Genomic DNA, 16,395 nt, shown 5'->3' with positions numbered 1-16,395 from the left:
GAACGGGCGTATGGCCAGCGGAAACGTCGACCACTGGATATCGATGACGATCGTCGCGTGCAGAAGCGACCCGAGCGATCCGCGGCGTCAGGCCAGGCTGCGTCGTGCGTTGGGTCAGATACGTCAGAGCTCCTCCCACGGTCACCCCGACGATCGAAATCACCGTTGTCCACAGATCTCCTGCCATGGGCCACTACTACCAGCACCGCTCCCCGCGAAGGAGCGTCCGGCGACGAGGACGGTTCCGGCCGGATCGGCGCCGCCTTGGCCGCTTCCCACAGGCTGAACGGGAAACACAGCACACGGCCCCGGCGACCGGATGGTCGCCGGGGCCGTGGCGGGCGCGGAACCTGACCCGTCAGATGCGGGTCACCCTATGAGCGAACGGGGAACTCACAGCGTGGAGACGTTCAGCAGCAGGTTGACGGTGTCGCCCTGCACGCCGCTGAGAGCGTCGGGGGTGGCGTTCTCGGTCAGGTAGCCCTGGACCTCGTCCTGGCCGGCGCCGGCGTTGGTCTCCTTGAACAGCGCCGCGGCGCCGGCGACGTGCGGAGACGCCATTGAGGTGCCGCTGATGGTGTCCTCGCCGCCACCGATCCAGGTGGAGGTGATGTCCACGCCGGGGGCGTAGATGTCGACGACCGACCCGTAGTTGGTGAACGACGCGGAGGCGTCGGTCTCGTCCGAGGCCGCCACCGTGGCGACGCCCTCGGCGCGGGCCGGCGAGGAGTTCCCGGCGTCCGCGCCAGAATTGCCGGCCGCCACCGCGACGAACGTGCCCGACGCGGAGAGCGCGTTCACGGCGTCGTCGATGGCCTGGGAGGCGCCGCCGCCCAGCGACAGGTTGGCCACGGAGTTCTCCGCGGCGTTCTCGGTCACCCAGTCGATGCCCGCGACGACGTCGTCGGTGGTACCCGAGCCGTTGTCGTCGAGGACGCGGACGCCGTAGAGGTCGGCCTCCTTGGCGACACCCCAGGTGGTGGAGCCGATGGTGCCGGCCACGTGGGTGCCGTGGCCGTTGCCGTCGGCGCCGTCGCCGCCGGTGGCGTCGAAGCCGACCTGGGCCCGCCCGCCGAAGTCGGCGTGGTCGGCCTCGATGCCGGTGTCGATGATGTAGGCCGAAACGCCGGCGCCGGTGGCCTCGACCGAGTAGGAGTCGTCCAGGGGCAGGGCGTCCTGGTCGATTCGGTCAAGGCCCCAGGTCTCGGTGGCCTGGACCGTGCCGACCTCCTCGACGAAGGCGACGCTGGAGTTGGCGCGAACGTCGGTGACCTCGGTTTCGCTGAGCTCGGCCGAGAAGCCGTTGATCGCGTTCGTGTAGGTGTGCTCGACGGCCTCCGACCTGATGCCGAAGTCCGACGCGGTGACGCTTGCCGCGGAGACGCCATCCTCCAGGACCACGATGTACTGGCCCTCGACGGCGTCGGCCGCGGTGTTCAGGGGAGCGAGGTCGTCGGCCCCGGCGGTGGCGGTGCCCATGAGGGCGAACGGCACCGCGAGGACGCCGGCCGCGGTGAAGCCGAGGGTCGTTCGCTTGGCGGACGATCGATCCACGTGATTCCTCCAGATCCGGATGGGGACACGGCGTACATATGGTGGGGACGCCGTGGGCCGCGGACCAGGTATGGTCCGAGGCACGCACGAACCGTAGATGAGCGATGAGCACATTGTGAAGGATCGTCACGGAGCGTGCTTGTTACTCGCAGGTTGCGGAGTATGACGATGCCCCGCGAACTGGGGTCGTTCGATTGGAAACTGATTCCCAGTGGCCGCTTTCGGCCATACCCTCACCCTGCGCAATCACGAACCGTGAAAGCGATCCCGGCCCCCGGGCCGGTCGGACCGGGTGGCCCGGCGACCGAATGACGCGCACGGGGGCGGTCGCCGTTCAGCGTTCGGATCCCGATTCCGCGGCGGGCGTGTCGGACGCCTCTTCCGCGCCGGGCGCGGGCCGCGGAGCGGGGGTGCGGGTCGCCCCGACACTGGCGCCCACCACGCAGCCCACGGCCAGCCACTGCCAGACCGACAGCACCTCGCCGAGCAGCGCGAGGCCGATCAGCGCCGCGGCGGCGGGCTCCAGGCTCATCAGGATGCCGAAGACCCGCGGCGGCATCCGGCGCAGGGCCTGCATCTCGAGCGTGTAGGGGACCACCGACGACAGCAGGCCCACCGCCGCGCCGATGGCCAGCAGGCGCGGGTCGAGCAGGGCGGTGCCGCCCTCGGCGATCCCCACCGGCGCCATGACGAACACGCCCACGACCGCGGCGATGGCCAGCCCCGACGTGCCCGCGAAGCGCCGCCCCGTGGCCGCGCTGAGCAGGATGTAGCCCGCCCAGGCCACCCCGGCCAGCAGCGCGAACGCCACCCCCGCGAAGGTGATGTCGCCGTCGCTGCGGCCGAGCAGCAGGACGCCGCAGCCGGCCAGCGCCACCCACACCAGGTCCACCCGGCGCCGCGAGCCCGCGACGGCCACGGCCAGGGGGCCCAGGAACTCGATCGTCACGGCGATGCCCATGGGGATGCGCGCGATGGCCTGGTAGAGGGAGTAGTTCATCAGGGCCAGGCAGACGCCGAAGCCGACCGCCACCATCCAGTCGGCGCGGGTGCGCCCGCGCAGGGCGGGGCGCGCCAGGGCGACCAGGATGACCGCCGAAGTGGCCAGGCGCAGCCACACGACGGCGCTCGGCGGCAGGACGCCGAAGAGGTTCTTGGCGATGCCCGCGCCCATCTGAACGGACACGATGCCGATGAGGACCATCCACGTGGGCGGGATGGTGTCGCCGGCCGCGCGCAGCAGGGCGCCGACCGGGGGGAGACCGATGCGGAGAGGGCGGGGGGAGGCGTTCGCCGTTGCATGTGCGCTCACAGGGGACCATCCTATGAATCCGCGCGGTGCCCCTCGGCCTCAGCCTGCGGAGACGGTGCGCGGCCGCCGCCCCCACGCCGGCCGGACCGGGCTGCGTAAGAGCGGCGGCACTGGGGAATGCTCCATTCGTCCGGATCGCGAAGGAAAGCCGAGGGGCTCATGGGGTTTTCGGTCACATCCGAGGTGGGCCGGCTCCGCCAAGTGCTCGTCCACCGGCCGGATCTGGAGCTGACCCGGCTCACCCCGTCCAACAACGACGAACTGCTCTTCGACGACGTCCTGTGGGCCCAGCGCGCCCGTGAGGAGCACGACGCGTTCGCGGAGGTGCTGCGCGAGCGGGGCGTGCGGGTGGTGCTCTTCCACGAACTCCTCCAGGACGTCCTGGAGATCCCAGAGGCCGCCGCCTACATCCTCGACAACGTCTTGGACGAGCGGTTCTTCGGCCCCATGGCCGTCGACGCCATCCGCTCGGCGTTCGAGGCGATGGACCGGGCCACGCTGCGCCGCCTGCTCATCGGCGGGATCACCAAGCGCGAGCTGCTGCTGCGCATCGAGGAGCCGCGGTCGGTATGGTTCCGCAGCCTGGGCCCCGACGACTTCGTGCTGTCGCCCCTGCCCAACCACATCTTCACCCGCGACACCTCGTGCTGGCTGGGCAACGGGGTCTCCATCAACCCCATGCGCAAGAAGGCCCGCCGCCGCGAGACCATCCACTACGAGGCGGTGTACCGCTGGCACCCGATGTTCGCCGAAGCCGACTTCGAGGTGTGGAACCCGGGCCGGGCCTGGGCGCCGGCCACGATCGAGGGCGGCGACGTCATGCCGATCGGCAACGGCTCGGTGCTGGTGGGGCTGAGCGAGCGCACCCGCCCGCAGGCGGTGGAGCTGCTGGCCCACGAGCTGTTCTCCCGCGGCGGGGCCGAGCGGATCCTGGGCCTGTGGATGCCCAAGTCGCGGGCGGTGATGCACCTGGACACGGTGATGACCAACGTCGACCACGGCGTCTTCACGAAGTACGCGGGGCTGGGCATGCTGCCCTCCTACACCATCGAGCCCGGCGACGACGAGAAGGAGCTGAAGGTCACCGACCACCCGCCCGAGGACATGCACCGCGCCATCGCGCAGGCCGCGGGGTTCGACGACATCAAGGTACTCACGCCCGTCCAGGACGTGTTCTCCTCGCAGCGGGAGCAGTGGGACGACGGATGCAACGTGTTCGCGGTGGAGCCCGGCGTGGTGGTCGCCTACGAGCGCAACGTCACCTCGAACACCTACCTGCGCGAGAATGGGATCGAGGTCATCGCGGTCAGCGGCAGCGAACTCGGCCGCGGCCGCGGCGGCCCGCACTGCATGACCTGCCCACTGGAGCGCGACGCGTGAGGCTCAGGCCGCCTCAACGCTCGCGGCCACAGTGGTCGGGACCGGGATGGGCAGGCCCTCTTCACGCATTCCGTCGAGGTGGAACTGGATGGCATCCCGCATCTCGGAAATGGTCTCTTCGACAGTGTCGCCCAGAGCCACGCATCCGAGAAGGTCAGGGCACCACGCGCCGTATCCCCCGTCCGGTGTGGGTTCAACGATGATGCCGTAGCTGCTCATGTTCGATCCTTTGCTCACAGGCCCGCCTGCTTCAGGATGCTGCGTTCCATGTCGATGTTCAAGGTCTGTCCCCGGCGTCCGGGGATGGTGACCAGCCCCTTCTTCGTGGGGTGCTTGTACTGACGGTGGCTCCCGCGTGTTCGACAAAGGTACCACCCATCATGTTCGACACATTTGATTATCTCGCGGACTGTCATCGGCATGCTGCGTAACGTATCGACTCATGTGTGCCGCGTCCGGCGAATCCGAGAATTAGTGTTTACGCCTACTCCCAGCGGAAGTACCTGCTGGCCAGAGCCGCTGCAATGACCGCCCAAGCGGCGAGGATCGCCGCGGGGACGAGGGGCGCCGAACCCTCTGTCAGGGCCGAGCGCAGGCCCTTGGTCAGCGCGGTGATCGGGAGGGCCTGGACGGCCGCCTGGACCGGCTCGGGGAAGCGGTCGGTGGGGAAGAGGACGCCGCCGAGGCCCAGGAGGATGACGTAGACGAGGTTGGCGGCGGCGAGGGTGGCCTCGGCGCGCAGGGTGCCGGCCATCAGGAGGGCCAGCGCGCTGAACGCCGCCGTCGCGAGCAGGAGGAGGACCGCGGCGTAGGCCAATCCGGAGGCGCCGGCGGCGGGCCGCCAGCCCAGGGAGAACGCCACACCGCACAGGACCGCGATCTGGAGGGCCTCCACGGCCAGCACCGCCGCCGTCTTCGCGGCCAGCAGTCCGAACCGCGACAGCGGGGTGGCGCCCAGCCGCTTGAGGACGCCGTAGCGCCGCTCGAACCCGGTGCCGATCGCCTGCCCGGTGAACGCGGTGGACATGACCGCCAGGGCGAGCACGCCGGGCGCGAGGAAGCCCACCCGCGACCCCTCGCCGATGTCCAGCACCGAGGTGAGGCTGAAGCCCACCAGCAGCAGGACGGGGATGACCATGGTGAGGAGCAGCTGCTCGCCGTTGCGCAGCAGGATGCGCAGCTCCATGGACGCCTGGGCGGCCACCATGCGGTGCAGCGGTGCGGCCCCGGGGGAGGGGGAGAACATGCCCTGGGCGGGCTGCCGGTCCTGATCGATCATGACTCGCGGATGTCCCGCCCGGTGAGTTCGAGGAAGACGTCTTCGAGGCTGCGCCGGTGCACGCTCAGGCCGCCGGGCAGTACCCCGTTGGCGGCGCACCAGGTGGTGACGGTGGCCAGGAACTCCGGGCCCAGGCCGCCGGGCGCGTCGGTGACGATGACGTATGTGCAGTGGGGGTCTTCGGCGCCGCACGGATGGACGACGTCCACCCGGGTCGTGTCCGGCAGTGCGGCGAGCAGGCCCGCGGTGTCGAGCCCGGCCGGCGATGTGAACCGCAGCTCCTGCCGGGTGTCGGTGAGCTCGTCGGTGCTGCCGTCGGCCACCACGCGCCCGTGGTCGATGATCACCACGCGGTCGGCGAGGCGTTCGGCCTCGTCCATGTGGTGCGTGGTCAGCACGACCCCTACTCCGCTGTCGCGGAGCTCGGCGACCAGGTCCCAGGTGGCGCGGCGGGCCTGCGGGTCGAGCCCGGCGGTGGGCTCGTCGAGGAAGACCAGCTCCGGGCGGCCGATGACCGCCGCCGCGAGAGACAGCCGCTGCTGCTGCCCGCCCGACATCCGGCGGAAGGGCGTGCCCGCCGCCGAGACCAGCCCCAGCCGCTCCAGCAGGAGGGACGCAGGGACCGGGTGGGCGTGGAAGGACCCCATGAGCCGCAGCCATTCGCCCGCGCGGGCCCCCGTGGGCACGCCGCCCGACTGGGGCATCACGCCGACGCGCGGCCGGAGCCGGGCGCCGTCGGCGGCGGGGTCGAGGCCGAGGACCCGGACGCATCCGGAGTCGGCGCGGCGGAAGCCCTCGCAGATCTCGATGGTGCTGGTCTTGCCGGCGCCGTTGGGCCCGAGGAGCGCGGTGACGGCCCCCCGCGGAGCGGTGAACGACAGGCCGGCCACGGCGGTGGTATCGCCGTAGCGTTTGACCAAGTCGGTGACCTCGACCGCGGCTGTGCTCATGGCAGCCAAGTTTACGGTGGGTGTGCGAAGGTCCCGCACCGCCCCGGTCCCGGCGCGGCCGGCAACGGGGAGGACGCGGAATCGGGGACCGGGGAATATCGGCGCGTCCGCGGTGTTGCCGTTGAGCGGACGGGGTCGGCCCGGGGCGGTGCTCCGATTCCGTCGCGCCCGTGTTCCGACACGTGAGATCGGCGTCTCGGAATGTGAGTGACGGCGCCACTGCGGCCCGCCCCCGCCGGGCGCGCCCCGTGTGACGCCGACGCGAAGTGCCTGTTAGGCAAGGCTTACCTGGGTGATGTATGGCATGGATCACCATTTGCCCCCCAGGACTTATTTACGCCACACTGATGTTGTGAAAAAGGTGAGCGGTCCACAGCGAGCCGACGGAGGCGCCCCCGCGGGTGCGCCCCGGATGCCCGCTGCCTCCGAGCTGGGTGCCGAGACCGGCACCCGCGCCCGGGTGGCCCGGCTCATCCTGGAACACGGTCCGATCACCGCATCCACGCTGGGGGAGCGCCTCGGGCTCACCCCCGCGGCCATCCGCCGCCATCTCGACAACCTCATGTCCGAGGGCATGGTCGAGGCGCGCGACGCCCGGCCGCACGCCCGCCGCGGCCGAGGCCGCCCGGCCCGCGTCTTCGCCATCACCGACGCCGGCCGCGACGCCTTCGTCCACGGCTACGACGACCTCGCATCCAGCGCCCTGCGCTTCCTCGCCGAGAAAGCCGGGGCCGAGGCCGTCACCGAGTTCGCCCGCAGCCAGGTCGCCGACCTGGAACGCCGCTACCGGCCCCTGCTCGCCGCGGTCCCGCCGCAGCACAGGGTCCGGCTCCTCGCCGAGGCGCTGTCCAACGACGGCTATGCGGCGTCGGCCGGGTCGGCACCGGCCCCGGGCGGCGGCGAGCAGCTCTGCCAGCACCACTGCCCTGTGGCGCACGTGGCCACCGAATTCCCCGAACTCTGCGAGGCCGAGGTCGAGGTGTTCGCGCGGCTGCTCGGCACACCCGTGCGCAGGCTCGCCACCATCGCCCACGGCGACGGCGTCTGCACCACCCATGTCACTCCCCGCGACATCGCCACGGCAGAGATGCGCGCCGCTGAGAACGACCCCCGCCCGAACCCGGGTGACGGCGGGCAACGCCCTGTGAAGGACTCTTGAGTCCAGGAGGATCCGCGTAATGACGTCAATCGCGCACCCCGAGCTCGAAGGGCTCGGAACCTATGAGTACGGCTGGGCCGACTCCGATGAGGCCGGCTCCTCCGCGCGCCGCGGCCTCAACGAAGAGGTCGTCCGCGACATCTCCGGCAAGAAGAACGAGCCGGAGTGGATGGAGAAGCTCCGTCTGAAGTCGCTGAAGCTCTTCGGCAAGAAGCCCATGCCCTCGTGGGGCGCCGACCTGTCCGGCATCGACTTCGACAACATCAAGTACTTCGTGCGGTCCACGGAGCAGCAGGCCACCTCGTGGGAGGAGCTGCCCGAGGACATCAAGAACACCTACGACAAGCTCGGCATCCCCGAAGCCGAGAAGCAGCGCCTGGTCGCCGGTGTCGCCGCGCAGTACGAGTCCGAGGTCGTCTACCACCAGATCCGCGAGGACCTGGAGGAGCAGGGCGTCATCTTCCTCGACACCGACACCGCGCTCAAGGAGCACCCGGAGCTGTTCCAGGAGTACTTCGGCACGGTCATCCCGCCCGGCGACAACAAGTTCGCGGCGCTCAACACCGCGGTGTGGAGCGGCGGGTCCTTCATCTACGTGCCCAAGAACGTGCACGTCGAGATCCCGCTCCAGGCTTACTTCCGCATCAACACCGAGAACATGGGCCAGTTCGAGCGGACCCTCATCATCGTCGACGAAGGCGCCTACGTGCACTACGTCGAGGGCTGCACCGCGCCGATCTACAAGTCCGACTCGCTGCACTCCGCGGTCGTCGAGATCATCGTCAAGAAGAACGCGCGCTGCCGCTACACCACCATCCAGAACTGGTCGAACAACGTCTTCAACCTCGTGACCAAGCGCGCCGTCGCCTACGAGGGCGCCACCATGGAGTGGATCGACGGCAACATCGGCTCCCAGGTCACCATGAAGTACCCGGCCGTCTACCTCATGGGCGAGCACGCCAAGGGCGAGACCCTGTCCATCGCGTTCGCCGGCGAGGGCCAGCACCAGGACACCGGCTCCAAGATGGTGCACTGCGCGCCCAACACGTCCTCCACCATCATCTCCAAGTCGGTGGCCCGCGGCGGCGGCCGCGCCTCCTACCGCGGCCTGGTCCAGGTCCAGGAGGGCGCCGATCACTCCAAGTCCACGGTGAAGTGCGACGCGCTGCTGATCGACACGGTGAGCCGCTCCGACACCTACCCCTACGTCGACGTCCGCGAGGACAACGTCGAGATGGGCCACGAGGCCACGGTCTCCAAGGTCAGCGAGGACCAGCTCTTCTACCTGATGAGCCGGGGCCTGGACGAGGACGAGGCCATGGCCATGATCGTGCGCGGGTTCGTCGAGCCCATCGCGCGTGAGCTGCCCATGGAGTACGCGCTGGAACTGAACCGGCTGATCGAGCTGCAGATGGAAGGAGCGGTTGGTTAAGTTGACCAGCCCCAATCTCGGAATCAAGGAGCACACCCACGGCGGGGAGCTCCCGATCTCCAAGCTGGACGTCCACGGGTCGTTCGACGTCGCCGACTTCCCCGTGCCCAATGGGCGCGAGGAGGAGTGGCGGTTCACCCCGCTGCGCCGGCTGCGCGGACTGCACGACACCCGCGAGACCGCCGAGGGCGCCGTCACGGTCGCCACGAGCGCTCCCGGTGACGTCCGCGTCGAGACCGTCGCCCACGGCGACCCCCGCCTTGGCACCGCGTTCCTGCCCACCGACCGCGTGAGCGCGCTCGCCTTCCGTGACTTCACCCAGGCCACGGTCGTGACCGTCCCCAAGGACACCGCCGCCTCGGCACCGGTGTTCATCACGGTCACCGGCGACGCCCAGGGCGGCGCCAACGGCCACCTCCTGGTGCACGCCGAGCGCCACTCCACCGCCACCGTGGTCCTGGAGTACACCGGCAGCGCCGTCTACGCCGACAACGTCGAGTTCATCGCCGACGACGGCGCCCGGCTCGACGTCGTCAGCCTCCAGAACTGGGAGCGCGACGCCGTCCACGTGTCGCACCAGTACACCAAGGTCGGCCGCGACGCCCGGTTCCGCAGCTACGTGATCACCCTGGGCGGCGACCTCGTCCGGATCTCGCCGAAGGTCGGCTACACCGGCCCCGGCGGCGACGCCGAGCTGCACGGCCTCTACTTCACCGGCGCCGGCCAGCACCACGAGCACCGTTCGCTCATCGACCACAACGTGTCCAACACCCGCAGCCGGGTCGAGTACAAGGGCGCGCTCAGCGGCGAGGACGCCCACGCGGTGTGGATCGGCGACGTCATCATCGGCGAGGGCACCCAGGGCACCGACTCCTACGAGCACAACCGCAACCTCGTGCTGACCGACGGCACCCGGGTCGACTCCGTGCCCAACCTGGAGATCTTCACCGGTGAGGTCGAGGGCGCCGGCCACGCCAGCGCCAGCGGGCGGCTCGACGACATCCACCTCTTCTACCTGCAATCGCGCGGGATCCCCGCCGATGAGGCCCGCCGCCTGGTGATCCGCGGCTACTTCGCCGAGCTGATCAACCGGATCGAGGTCCCGGAGCTGCGCGAGCGGATCCTCCAGCAGGTGGAGGACAAGCTGACCGAGCAGGGCCAGTCGTGAGCACCCCTGACACCGGTGGATTCACGAAGGTCTGCGCACTGGGCGACCTCCCCGACGAAGGGGCGCTCGGCGTGGAGATCGCCGACACCCCCGTCGCGGTCGTCCGCAGCGAGGGCCGGGTGTACGCGATCAACGACATCTGCTCCCACGCCGAGGTGAACCTGTCCGAGGGCGAGGTCGAGGACGGCACGATCGAGTGCTGGCTGCACGGCTCGTGCTTCGACCTCGCATCGGGCAAGCCCATCAACCCGCCGGCGACCCGCCCGGTGGCCACCTACGCAGTGAAGATCGAGGGCGACGACGTGCTCGTCTCGCTGGACAAGAATTCTTGAGGCTGAATCAGATATGACGAAGTTCGAAATCCGCGGGGTCCACGCCGACGTCCTCATCGGCGCCGAAGAGCGCCAGGAGATCCTCAAGGGCGTCGACCTCACCATCAACTCCGGTGAGACCCACGCCATCATGGGCCCCAACGGCTCCGGCAAGTCCACGCTGGCCTACGCCATCGCGGGCCACCCCAAGTACGAGATCACCGCGGGCGAGGTCCTGCTCGACGGCGAGAACGTGCTGGAGATGAGCGTCGACGAGCGCGCCCGCGCCGGCCTCTTCCTGGCCATGCAGTACCCGGTCGAGGTCCCCGGGGTCTCCATGTCCAACTTCCTGCGCAGCTCGGTCACCGCCGTGCGCGGAGAGGCGCCCAAGCTGCGCGCCTTCTCCAAGGAGCTCCAGCAGTCCATGGGCGACCTGTCCATCGACCCCGCGTTCGCCGCCCGCGGCGTCAACGAGGGCTTCTCCGGCGGTGAGAAGAAGCGCCACGAGATCCTCCAGCTCGAACTGCTCAAGCCGAAGGTCGCGATCCTCGACGAGACCGACTCCGGCCTCGACGTCGACGCGCTGAAGGTCGTCTCCGAGGGCATCAACCGCTCCCGGGCCACCGGCGAGGTCGGCGTCATGCTGATCACGCACTACACCCGGATCCTGAACTACGTGAAGCCCGACTTCGTGCACGTCTTCGCCAACGGCCGCATCGCCGAATCCGGCGGCGCCGAGCTGGCCGACGTCCTGGAGTCCGAGGGCTACGAGCGGTTCGCGAAGGCGGGCGCGGCCAAGTGACAACACGCGAGCTGGGGCTGCTCGACGTCGAGAAGATCCGGGCGGACTTCCCGATCCTGGCCCGGACCGTCCGCGATGGGCGCCCCCTGGTCTACCTCGACTCCGGGGCGACCTCGCAGAAGCCCCGCCAGGTCCTCGACGCCGAGCGGGAGTTCTACGAACGCCACAACGCGGCGGTGCACCGGGGAGCGCACCAGCTCGCGGAAGAGGCCACCGACGCCTATGAGGCCGCGCGGGCGACCATCGCCGGCTTCATCGGCGCGCCGGCCGGTGAAGTGGTGTTCACCAAGAACGCCACCGAGGCGATCAACCTCGTCGCCTACGCCATGAGCAACGCCGCCACCAGCGGCGCCGAAGCCGAGCGCTTCCGCGTGGGCCCGGGCGACGAGGTCGTGGTCACCGAGATGGAGCACCACGCCAACCTCGTGCCGTGGCAGGAGCTGTGCCGGCGCACCGGGGCGACCCTGCGCTGGTTCGGCATCACCGACGACGGCCGCCTCGACCTCTCCGACCTCGACTCCCTGGTCAACGAGCGCACGCGGATCGTCGCCCTGAGCCACCAGTCCAACGTCCTGGGCACGGTGCCGCCGATCGCGGTGATCTCCCGGCGGGCGCGCGAGGTCGGGGCGCTGGTCCTGCTCGACAGCGCCCAGGCGGTGCCGCACATGCCGGTCGACGTGCGCGAACTCGGCGTCGACTTCATCGCGTTCTCCGGGCACAAGATGCTCGGGCCCACCGGCATCGGGGTGCTGTGGGGACGGGCCGACCTGCTGGCGGTCATGCCGCCGTTCCTCACGGGCGGGTCCATGATCGGCGTGGTGCACATGGACCACTCCACCTGGGCCGACCCGCCGCAGCGGTTCGAGGCCGGGGTGCCCATGACCGCGCAGGCGGTGGGGCTCGCCGCGGCCTGCGACTACCTCAGCGCCATCGGCATGGACAACGTCGCGGCCCACGAGCACGCGGTGACCTCCTACGCGCTGGAGCGGCTGGGCGCGCTCGACGGTGTCCGCATCGTGGGCCCGCTCGACCCCGAGGACCGCGGGGGAGCGGTGTCGTTCGTGGTCGAGGGCATCCACCCCCACGACGTCGGGCAGGTGCTCGACGACCTCGGGGTCGCGGTGCGGGTCGGCCACCACTGCGCCTGGCCGCTGCACCGCCGCTGCCAGGTGGTCGCCACCACGCGCGCGTCGTTCTACCTGTACAACACCCTCGCCGACGTCGACGCCCTGGTCGACGGGGTCCAGGCCGCGCAGCGGTTCTTCGGGACCGCCCCGGCGGCTCCGCAGGTCTGAGAGAGGGGGCACCGATGCGGTTGGACGCGATGTACCAGGAGATCATCCTGGACCACTACCGCAACCCGCACAACAAGGGGTTGCGCGACCCGCACAACGCCGAGGCGCACCACATCAACCCCACGTGCGGCGACGAGATCACCCTCCGGGTGACCCTCGAACCCGCCGGGGGCGATGGCGGCCGCCTCGACGGCTCGGCGGTGGTGCGCGACGTCTCCTACGACAGCATGGGCTGCTCGATCAGCCAGGCCAGCGCCTCGGTACTGACCGATCTGCTGATCGGGCGCAGCGTCGACGACGGCCTGCGCACCCTCGACGCCTTCACCGTCCTCATGCACTCCAAGGGCCAGGGCGAGCCCGACGAAGACGTGCTGGAGGACGCGGTGGCCTTCGCCGGCGTCTCGAAATACCCTGCCCGTATCAAATGCGCCCTGCTCGCCTGGATGGCGTGGAAGGACGCGACCGCCCAGTCCCTGGAGAAGGAGAAGGAGGGCGCCTCATGACCGACGACAGCACGGCCGCGACCGCGCCGGACACCCGCGAGGACCCCGCAGCGGAGCCGGCCGGGACCCCTGCGACCCCCGTCGACACTGCGCTGGTCGAGGAGATCAATGAGGCGCTGAAGGACGTCATCGACCCCGAGCTGGGGGTCAACGTCGTCGACCTCGGCCTCCTCTACGGGGTCAACGTCGACAGCGGCATCATCACCCTCGACATGACCCTGACCAGCGCGGCGTGCCCGCTGACCGACGTCATCGAGGACCAGGCCACCAGCGCGCTCGACGAGTTCGACCGCGAGGTCAAGATCAACTGGGTCTGGATGCCGCCGTGGGGACCCGACAAGATCACCGACGACGGACGCGACCAGCTCCGCATGCTCGGGTTCAACGTCTGATCCCCGCGCCCCGCACAGGGGCGCACCACCGGGTACGAGAAGGGCCGTGGCACCGCCACGGCCCTGTTTCGTTCGCACTCACCCGTGGGCGGTCATCAGCACCGGGCGCAGTTCGGCGGCGATGTCGGTGTCGCCCCGCTGGGTGAGCCGGTCCAGCAGCGACTGCGGGTCGGCCTGGGGGTCGTCGCTGTCGTCGCTGATCCGGCGGGCGATGATCTTCAGCGCCTCGTCGGTGGGGGCGGGCGCGGTGTAGCCGATGAGGTGCAGCGCCCGGCTGGTGGGCCCGTGGTCGCTGAGGTCGGCGGCCGGCAGCCGGCGGGCGTCGAGCCGGTCGCCGTTGACGGTGATGAAGACCCGGTCGCCGTGCTGGGCGGAGAGCCGGCGCAGCAGCGGGCGCAGCGAGTCGAAGGCCGGCTGGTCCCGCCAGACCAGCACGAGCAGGTCGGCGCCGGGCGCCGTGAGGCACAGCAGCCGCCCCGGTTGCAGCCCCAGGTGCGTGGCGTAGCCCGGCGGCACGGTGACCGGTGCGCCGTTGAGGTGGTCGCCGGTGACGTCGACCCGGTGCCACCAGCGGCCGTCGGGCGCCCGGAAGCACCGCACCGACCCCGCGACCTGCGGCGGGAGGTCCTGCGGCATCGGGGAGGAGGCGGCGGCCGCCGACTGCGGCTGCTGGTCGCCGGGGCGGCGCCGGATCGGCAGGCCGTTGGCGGTGGTGGAGCCGCCGTCGGGGACGACGCCGGTGTGGCCCCCGCTGTAGGAGGGGGTGGGTGTGGGCGCCTCCATCGGGGTGGAGGGGTCGACCAGGACGTGGCCGTCGCGGATGCTCACCCCGGGGGTGCTCAGCAGCCAGGCCCGCAGCGACTGCTGCTGGATGCCGATGCGCGCGAGCCGCAGGCCGGCGTCGGTGAGGCTGGGGGCGTCGCCCAGCAGCTCGCGGGTCTGCCAGCGCAGCCGGTGCGGGTCGTCGGCGACCAGCCAGCCGTTGTGCAGGCGGCGGTCGGTGAACAGGGTGATCACCACCCGCCACAGCGGGGTGCCCAGCGACGGCACGTCCACCGGGTGGTCGGGGTGGGCGCTGATGAGGTGGTCGATGGTCGTGGCGGTGCCCAGCTGCTCGGACATGTCGCGCAGGTGGTTGGTGATGGGTGCGCCCTCGGGCGAGGCCAGCCACTGGAGCAGCCGCTCCTCGACGGTGCGCTGGGCGTTGCGGATGGCGCCCAGGTCGACCTGGATCTGGTCGGCGAGCAGCCGGATGCTGATGGGGTCGGCGGCGAACAGGCGCTCGGCGGCGACCGTGCGCTCGATGTCCGACCAGCTGCGGAACAGCCCCTCCAGCAGGTCGACCAGCGGGTGGCGGCCCAGCTCGGGGGCCACCGGGGTGGGGTCCTCCCGAAACTCCCGCGGCGGGTTGAACGAGGGGCGGCGCAGGGTGCGGCCCGGCCCCAGGAGCGAGCTGCGGAAGCTCTTGCCGGGCCCGGCGGCGTCGGTGGCGGGCGCGGGGGGCGGCACCGACGGGGTCCGGGACTCGCCGGCCGCGTTCTGGCGCGCCTCTTCGTCGCGCTGGGCGCGCAGCGCGCGCAGGGTGCGGATCGCCCGGGTGGCGGGGGTCTGCGGCGGGTCGACGGGCTCGGAATCGGCGCCGTCGGACACCGAGTCGGCGGAATCGGCGCCGGTGGCCGAGGTCAGGTAGGCCAGGGCGTTGTGCACGTGCTCGGGGGCCGACGCCGGCATCCAGTTGGCGATGGTCCGCACGGCCTCGACCACCAGGGCGGGGGAGGGCGCGGGGGTGCGGCCGGTGTCGCGGCCGAAGGGGTGGACGGCGCGGCCGATGACGGTCCCGATGACCTCGATCGGCCCGCAGCCCTGCGGCAGCGGCCAGGTGGCGATGGTGGCCGGGCTCGCCGAAATCAGCCGGTCCCAGGTGACCGCGGTGCCCAGGACCGCCCCGCGCACGGGCTCGGCGATGTCGTCGAGGTCGACGGTCAGCGCGCGCAGCGAGGGCAGGAACTCGGCGAGCTCCAGGTGCTCGAAGTGGTCGGCGGCGAGGTGGGCCAGCGTGTGGGCGAGCCAGGTGGCGCCCACGATGTCGAGGACGCGGGGCAGCGGAATCGACCGCCACCAGCCGTCGATGAGCCGGGCGTGGCGCAGGACCGGGCCGACGTCGGCCGGGTTGCTCCAGCGGAGAGCGGGCGCGAGGTCGGAGAGGCAGATCGGGGAAACGGCGTTCATCTGCGGGGGACCTCAACCTCCAGGCATTCGGCTCGTGACAGGCTGAACCGCACGGGCATTCGGTCAGTGCTCCACACTATGTCCGGTCGGCCCGGGCGGGGCCGTGGAACCACCGGCTCTGCGTGGTCGTGCTCGGAAAACCGATTTGGGTCGGTGTCCGCCGCGATGGTCGCAGGCCGACCCGAAAGCCCGTTTTCGAACACGCCCCTGGGTGGAGGGCGGTGGCGTGCTGTGCACTCCCCGAGATCGTACGTGCGCGTGGGGCTCGTGGGTAGTCCCACGCGACCGAAATGCGGAGCGGCGGGCGCGCCGGGCGCCGCGGGCGGGCGATCGGAACTCCGGGCCTTCGCGGGAAACGCGACGGAACGCGACGATATGTGAGGTGCATCACTTAAGAGTCGTGTGCGGGGGTGGGTTCCCGCCGCCGATACCCGGCCGGGCGCCCCCGCCGCGCCGCCGCCGGGCACGGAGCCCCGGCGATGGCCTCCTGCCAGGTACGCCGACCTCCGGGCCAGGGGCGCGGGTATGCTGGCGGGGTGCGCCGAACCCCTGACTGTCCCCACTGAGAACGCCCTCCGGGCGTCCCCGGGGTCTCCACGTGGCGCCGCCCGTCCCGCGCGCTGCCCGGT

At 70.9% G+C, this 16,395-nt stretch carries 16 protein-coding genes; 9 read left to right on the top strand and 7 right to left on the bottom strand.

Features of this window, described 5'->3' with window-relative positions; all coding sequences use genetic code 11:
• Positions 1-393: 393 nt before the first annotated feature.
• A complete protein-coding gene (locus tag ACFOVU_RS00915) occupies positions 394-1,554 on the bottom strand; it encodes a S8 family peptidase (RefSeq protein WP_378529330.1) in 1,161 nt (386 codons plus the stop codon).
• A gap of 334 nt (positions 1,555-1,888) precedes the next feature.
• Complete coding sequence (locus ACFOVU_RS00910; RefSeq protein ID WP_378529329.1) at positions 1,889-2,866, bottom strand: EamA family transporter; 978 nt, start codon at positions 2,864-2,866, stop codon at positions 1,889-1,891.
• A 159-nt stretch (positions 2,867-3,025) separates the two neighbouring features.
• Between ACFOVU_RS00910 and ACFOVU_RS00905 the strand changes: the two genes are divergently transcribed.
• Positions 3,026-4,246, top strand: coding sequence for an arginine deiminase (locus ACFOVU_RS00905; RefSeq protein ID WP_378529328.1), 1,221 nt, complete (start codon positions 3,026-3,028; stop codon positions 4,244-4,246).
• A 3-nt stretch (positions 4,247-4,249) separates the two neighbouring features.
• Here ACFOVU_RS00905 and ACFOVU_RS00900 read toward each other — a convergent pair whose 3' ends face one another.
• The 4 genes from ACFOVU_RS00900 to ACFOVU_RS00885 all read right to left on the bottom strand — a co-directional run bounded on the left by ACFOVU_RS00900 (position 4,250) and on the right by ACFOVU_RS00885 (position 6,475).
• Positions 4,250-4,465, bottom strand: a complete 216-nt coding sequence (locus ACFOVU_RS00900; RefSeq protein WP_378529327.1) for a type II toxin-antitoxin system HicB family antitoxin — start codon at positions 4,463-4,465, stop codon at positions 4,250-4,252.
• Positions 4,466-4,479: 14 nt separating this feature from the next.
• Positions 4,480-4,662, bottom strand: a complete 183-nt coding sequence (locus ACFOVU_RS00895) for a type II toxin-antitoxin system HicA family toxin (RefSeq protein ID WP_378529408.1) — start codon at positions 4,660-4,662, stop codon at positions 4,480-4,482.
• 68 nt (positions 4,663-4,730) lie between these two features.
• On the bottom strand, positions 4,731-5,525 hold the full coding sequence (locus ACFOVU_RS00890; protein WP_378529326.1) for an ABC transporter permease: 795 nt from the start codon (positions 5,523-5,525) through the stop codon (positions 4,731-4,733).
• Positions 5,522-6,475, bottom strand: a complete 954-nt coding sequence (locus tag ACFOVU_RS00885) for an ABC transporter ATP-binding protein (protein ID WP_378529325.1) — start codon at positions 6,473-6,475, stop codon at positions 5,522-5,524. The genes ACFOVU_RS00890 and ACFOVU_RS00885 overlap by 4 nt, the downstream gene beginning before the upstream one ends.
• A 412-nt stretch (positions 6,476-6,887) precedes the next feature.
• Between ACFOVU_RS00885 and ACFOVU_RS00880 the strand changes: the two genes are divergently transcribed.
• From ACFOVU_RS00880 to ACFOVU_RS00845, 8 genes are read left to right on the top strand one after another with little or no spacing between them, the layout of a single operon-like run.
• The gene (locus tag ACFOVU_RS00880) at positions 6,888-7,634 is read left to right on the top strand and encodes a helix-turn-helix transcriptional regulator (protein ID WP_378529324.1); all 747 of its coding nucleotides are present in this window, start codon (positions 6,888-6,890) and stop codon (positions 7,632-7,634) included.
• Positions 7,635-7,653: 19 nt separating this feature from the next.
• The gene (gene sufB / locus ACFOVU_RS00875) at positions 7,654-9,066 is read left to right on the top strand and encodes a Fe-S cluster assembly protein SufB (RefSeq protein WP_378529323.1); all 1,413 of its coding nucleotides are present in this window, start codon (positions 7,654-7,656) and stop codon (positions 9,064-9,066) included.
• A 1-nt stretch (position 9,067) separates the two neighbouring features.
• A complete protein-coding gene (gene sufD, locus ACFOVU_RS00870) occupies positions 9,068-10,234 on the top strand; it encodes a Fe-S cluster assembly protein SufD (RefSeq protein WP_378529322.1) in 1,167 nt (388 codons plus the stop codon).
• Positions 10,231-10,566, top strand: a complete 336-nt coding sequence (locus ACFOVU_RS00865) for a non-heme iron oxygenase ferredoxin subunit (RefSeq protein ID WP_378529321.1) — start codon at positions 10,231-10,233, stop codon at positions 10,564-10,566. Before sufD ends, ACFOVU_RS00865 begins: the two co-directional genes overlap by 4 nt.
• A 13-nt stretch (positions 10,567-10,579) precedes the next feature.
• Positions 10,580-11,347, top strand: a complete 768-nt coding sequence (sufC, locus tag ACFOVU_RS00860) for a Fe-S cluster assembly ATPase SufC (protein ID WP_378529320.1) — start codon at positions 10,580-10,582, stop codon at positions 11,345-11,347.
• Entirely contained in the window at positions 11,344-12,642 is a 1,299-nt protein-coding gene (locus tag ACFOVU_RS00855; RefSeq protein WP_378529319.1) for a cysteine desulfurase, read from the top strand. Before sufC ends, ACFOVU_RS00855 begins: the two co-directional genes overlap by 4 nt.
• A 14-nt stretch (positions 12,643-12,656) precedes the next feature.
• Positions 12,657-13,145 carry a Fe-S cluster assembly sulfur transfer protein SufU gene (gene sufU, locus ACFOVU_RS00850; RefSeq protein ID WP_378529318.1) on the top strand — a complete coding sequence of 163 codons (489 nt, stop codon included), beginning with the start codon at positions 12,657-12,659 and terminating at the stop codon, positions 13,143-13,145.
• Positions 13,142-13,537, top strand: coding sequence for a metal-sulfur cluster assembly factor (locus ACFOVU_RS00845; RefSeq protein WP_378529317.1), 396 nt, complete (start codon positions 13,142-13,144; stop codon positions 13,535-13,537). Before sufU ends, ACFOVU_RS00845 begins: the two co-directional genes overlap by 4 nt.
• A 78-nt stretch (positions 13,538-13,615) precedes the next feature.
• Here ACFOVU_RS00845 and ACFOVU_RS00840 read toward each other — a convergent pair whose 3' ends face one another.
• The gene (locus ACFOVU_RS00840) at positions 13,616-15,766 is read right to left on the bottom strand and encodes a hypothetical protein (protein WP_378529316.1); all 2,151 of its coding nucleotides are present in this window, start codon (positions 15,764-15,766) and stop codon (positions 13,616-13,618) included.
• Positions 15,767-16,395 lie beyond the last annotated feature (629 nt).

This window comes from Nocardiopsis sediminis (assembly GCF_042650565.1).
Taxonomy (GTDB): Bacteria; Actinomycetota; Actinomycetes; order Streptosporangiales; family Streptosporangiaceae; genus Nocardiopsis_B; species Nocardiopsis_B sediminis.
The sequence above is the reverse complement of the archived record's forward strand: the minus strand, read 5'-3'. Positions and strand labels throughout refer to the sequence as shown.

What these genes read in the sequence shown, in the direction of transcription:
- ACFOVU_RS00840 (WP_378529316.1), bottom strand. Translation starts at nt 15,766, where the DNA reads ATGAACGCCGTTTCCCCGATCTGCCTCTCCGACCTCGCGCCCGCTCTC.
- ACFOVU_RS00880 (WP_378529324.1), top strand. Translation starts at nt 6,888, where the DNA reads ATGCCCGCTGCCTCCGAGCTGGGTGCCGAGACCGGCACCCGCGCCCGG.
- ACFOVU_RS00905 (WP_378529328.1), top strand. Translation starts at nt 3,026, where the DNA reads ATGGGGTTTTCGGTCACATCCGAGGTGGGCCGGCTCCGCCAAGTGCTC.
- ACFOVU_RS00900 (WP_378529327.1), bottom strand. Translation starts at nt 4,465, where the DNA reads ATGAGCAGCTACGGCATCATCGTTGAACCCACACCGGACGGGGGATAC.
- ACFOVU_RS00890 (WP_378529326.1), bottom strand. Translation starts at nt 5,525, where the DNA reads ATGATCGATCAGGACCGGCAGCCCGCCCAGGGCATGTTCTCCCCCTCC.
- ACFOVU_RS00895 (WP_378529408.1), bottom strand. Translation starts at nt 4,662, where the DNA reads ATGACAGTCCGCGAGATAATCAAATGTGTCGAACATGATGGGTGGTAC.
- sufU (WP_378529318.1), top strand. Translation starts at nt 12,657, where the DNA reads ATGCGGTTGGACGCGATGTACCAGGAGATCATCCTGGACCACTACCGC.
- sufC (WP_378529320.1), top strand. Translation starts at nt 10,580, where the DNA reads ATGACGAAGTTCGAAATCCGCGGGGTCCACGCCGACGTCCTCATCGGC.
- ACFOVU_RS00885 (WP_378529325.1), bottom strand. Translation starts at nt 6,475, where the DNA reads ATGAGCACAGCCGCGGTCGAGGTCACCGACTTGGTCAAACGCTACGGC.
- ACFOVU_RS00845 (WP_378529317.1), top strand. Translation starts at nt 13,142, where the DNA reads ATGACCGACGACAGCACGGCCGCGACCGCGCCGGACACCCGCGAGGAC.
- sufB (WP_378529323.1), top strand. Translation starts at nt 7,654, where the DNA reads ATGACGTCAATCGCGCACCCCGAGCTCGAAGGGCTCGGAACCTATGAG.